Raw genomic sequence first — 2,885 nt, 5'->3', positions numbered from 1 at the left:
GGTCCACGACGACAACCGGCTCCGGTGGAGGCGGGGCGCCCAGTTGGGGCAGTCCCAGCACCAACGCGGTGAGCGCGAGACCGCCAGCCAGACTGAGGAAGACGACCGTACGGTTCATGAGGCAGGGCTCCTTGCGAGAACAGCGCGGGCCCTCCCTTTACGAACCAGGCGCGCGGAAAGGTCTACCTCTCCGCGCGAAAAGTGTCGGGTGGGTCAACCCGGGATGAGCGCGCCGGCGCAGAAGAAGGGCGAGTTGTTCTCGCCGAACGTCCGCCGGTAGAAGGCCTCGTCCGCGGAGCGGAGCGCCTCCAGCGTGTCCTGATCCAACAGCAGCGAGCGGCACGACATCCGGCCGGGCAGGTCGGCGTTGACGTCGTCGGTGTCCGTCACGTCACAGGAAGACGCGCCCTCCACGCAGGGCTTGCTGCAGTAGCCCCGGGCCGGAGCCTCCTGGTTCAGCGAGCCATCCTCATTGAGGGCACGGGGGTAGTCCTGATCCCGCACGCAGATCAGGTCCTCGCATTCGACCGAGCCGAAGGAGATGAAGTCCTGCCGGGCGGCGATCTCCCGCTCCAGGATGGGCATGGTCGGCGAGTTGTTGTTGGCCGCCGCCTCCTCGGGGGTCGCCTTGCGCACCAGCGTGCAGGGCTTGCCAATCTCGCTGGCCACCTCACAGCCACCCGACAGGAGCGCGGCGGACATCATGAGGGCGGTTCGCACGAACATCTTCATGGGACCTCGGACCTCTACAAAGGGGGGATGGGGCACGGGACCTCGGGGCCCGCGAGCCTCAGGAGGGTAGCACAGGCCCCTGGAACACCAACGCCCCCGTACGGCGGTACGACGGGTGGAATTATGAAGGAATACCGGAGGGATAGGCGGTAACCAGGCTTGCTCAGCGCGGTTGATGGTTGGGAATACGACCGATAGGATACGGAGGCCGAGAGTCGCGATGCACCCCCGGTGGCAGTTACGCCCCCCTCCCTCACGGAGCCTCCGGATTTGAACCGCCCCAAGTTGCTGCTCGCCCTGTGTCTGGTGCCCGCGCTGGCATCCGCCCAGGGTCAAGAAGGCATGGGACTCGACCTCACCGACGAGTCCCAGGCCGAGTCATCGCAGGATGCAGAATCACCCGCGCCTCCTCCGGTGGAGGAGGCCACACCGGCCGCGGCGTCCCGCCCCGCGGACGAGCCATTGGAAGCGGATCCGCAGTTGCCGTTGACGGACATCACCCAGGAAGACCGGGTGAAGAGCGTCCAGCGGAAGGTCTACCTCAAGAAGGGCCGCTTCGAGCTGACGCCGCTGTTGAGCCTCTCGGTCAACGACCCCTTCTATTCGAAGGTGGGGCTGTCGGTCCGGGGCGCCTACTACCTGGCGGACACGCTGGCCATCTCCGCCCGGGCCTCGCTGATGCAGGTGGTGCCGTCGGATGACGTCCGCACCGCGAAGCGGACCTTCAACAGCAAGATCTACTACTCGGTGCCCCAGTGGTCCGCGATGGGCGACGTGGAGTGGAGCCCCATCTACGGCAAGGTGGCGTTCCTCAACTCCATCCTCCACTTCGACGGCTACCTGCTGGCGGGCGCGGGCGTGGTGAGGACGGAGACCTCGGCGCTGCCGGGGCGAGGCCTCAACCCGGCCGCCGACCTGGGCCTGGGCATGCGCTTCGTGGCGCAGGACTACATCGCCGTCAACGTGGCCCTCATCAACACCTCTTATGTGGATCAGCCCCTGGGTAGCAGCAAGGGCGCCATCCAGAACGTCATGACGCTCAACGCAGGCATCTCGCTGTTCCTGCCTTTCAAGTCGACGGGGAGGGACTCGGAATGAAGCGCTTCTTCCGTGTGCTCCTCGCCCTCTGCCTGACGGCGCCCGTGCTGGGCTTCGCCCAGACCACCGAAGAGGCGGAGGCCGGCGACGTGTCCGAGGTCGACAAGGACCGGCTCGGGCCCCTGCGCGAGCGCGTCCGGCCGGTCTCCGGCCACGTCTTCCTCAAGAAGGGCCGCTTCGAGTTCAGCCCGTCCGCGACGCTGTCGCTGCGCGACGCGTTCTACAGCAAGTACATCTTCGGCGGCACGCTGACGTACCACCCCATGGAGACGCTGGGCATCAGCCTGCGCGTGGGCTACGCCCTCAACACGGTGGCCGGCGCGGCGCAGAAGTGCACGTTCGGGGACGGCGGCGAGGGCTCCTCGCGCGGCTGCGTGCCGCCCACGCTCAACGAGCTGGACGGGAACGCGCCGGGGCAGATCAAGCTGCTGGGTGGCGCGGACGTCCAGTGGGCCCCCATCTACGGCAAGGTGTCGCTGCTGGCGGAGACCTTCGTCCACTTCGACCTGTACGGCGTCGCGGGCGCCTCGGTGGTGCAGTACCGCGGCCCCGGTGACGCGCCGGGCGCGGCGGCGCAGAACTACCTCACGCCGGGTGCCAACCTGGGCGTGGGCGCGCGCTTCTTCCTCAACCGGTGGATCACGCTGCGCACGGAGCTGCGTGACCTCATCTACGTGGAGAAGGGCACCGAGGTCTCCGGCAACTACCTGCGCAACCAGCTCCTGTTCGAGCTGGGTGTCTCCTTCTTCTTCGGGTCCGAGTCATGATGCGCTCCTTCCGGCTCATCCGTGTCGCCGTCCTCGGGCTGTCGCTCGCGTGGACGGCCCCCACCTTCGCGCAGAGCTTCGAGGGCCTGGACCTCTCCGGCCAGTCCAAGAAGAAGAAGCGCACCACGTCCAAGAAGAAGAAGCCCACCCGCAAGAGCCGCGCCGACAGGGCGAAGCCCGCGCCGGTGCAGGACGCGGACGACGACGATGACGCCGCTGCTTCCTCCAGCGAGGCGCCCACGAGCGTGGCTCCCGCGGAGGCGGCGCCCGCGGCGACCACCCCCGCGC

Annotated in this window: 3 protein-coding genes and 1 pseudogene; 3 read left to right on the top strand and 1 reads right to left on the bottom strand. The window is 67.9% G+C overall.

The genetic code is table 11. From position 1 onward, the window contains the following. Nucleotides 1–213: 213 nt before the first annotated feature. A complete protein-coding gene (gene cglC / locus G4D87_RS36220; RefSeq protein ID WP_240358892.1) occupies nucleotides 214–726 on the bottom strand; it encodes an adventurous gliding motility lipoprotein CglC in 513 nt (170 codons plus the stop codon). Nucleotides 727–1,002: 276 nt separating this feature from the next. Between cglC and G4D87_RS36215 the strand changes: the two genes are divergently transcribed. From G4D87_RS36215 to G4D87_RS36205, 3 genes and pseudogenes are all read left to right on the top strand, one after another. Then, nucleotides 1,003–1,830 carry an outer membrane beta-barrel domain-containing protein gene (locus G4D87_RS36215; RefSeq protein WP_163787360.1) on the top strand — a complete coding sequence of 276 codons (828 nt, stop codon included), beginning with the start codon at nucleotides 1,003–1,005 and terminating at the stop codon, nucleotides 1,828–1,830. Further along, the gene (locus G4D87_RS36210) at nucleotides 1,827–2,597 is read left to right on the top strand and encodes an outer membrane beta-barrel domain-containing protein (protein ID WP_163787359.1); all 771 of its coding nucleotides are present in this window, start codon (nucleotides 1,827–1,829) and stop codon (nucleotides 2,595–2,597) included. The genes G4D87_RS36215 and G4D87_RS36210 overlap by 4 nt, the downstream gene beginning before the upstream one ends. Further along, nucleotides 2,594–2,885, top strand: a pseudogene (locus G4D87_RS36205) (adventurous gliding motility protein GltC); the annotation flags it as partial. The gene G4D87_RS36210 and the pseudogene G4D87_RS36205, both read left to right, overlap by 4 nt.

This window comes from Myxococcus vastator, from assembly GCF_010894475.1.
Taxonomy (GTDB): Bacteria; Myxococcota; Myxococcia; order Myxococcales; family Myxococcaceae; genus Myxococcus; species Myxococcus vastator.
The sequence above is the reverse complement of the archived record's forward strand: the minus strand, read 5'-3'. Positions and strand labels throughout refer to the sequence as shown.

Bases quoted from the DNA above. Each gene is read 5' to 3' on its own strand.
- cglC (WP_240358892.1), bottom strand. From the start codon at position 726: ATGTTCGTGCGAACCGCCCTCATGATGTCCGCCGCGCTCCTGTCGGGT.
- G4D87_RS36210 (WP_163787359.1), top strand. From the start codon at position 1,827: ATGAAGCGCTTCTTCCGTGTGCTCCTCGCCCTCTGCCTGACGGCGCCC.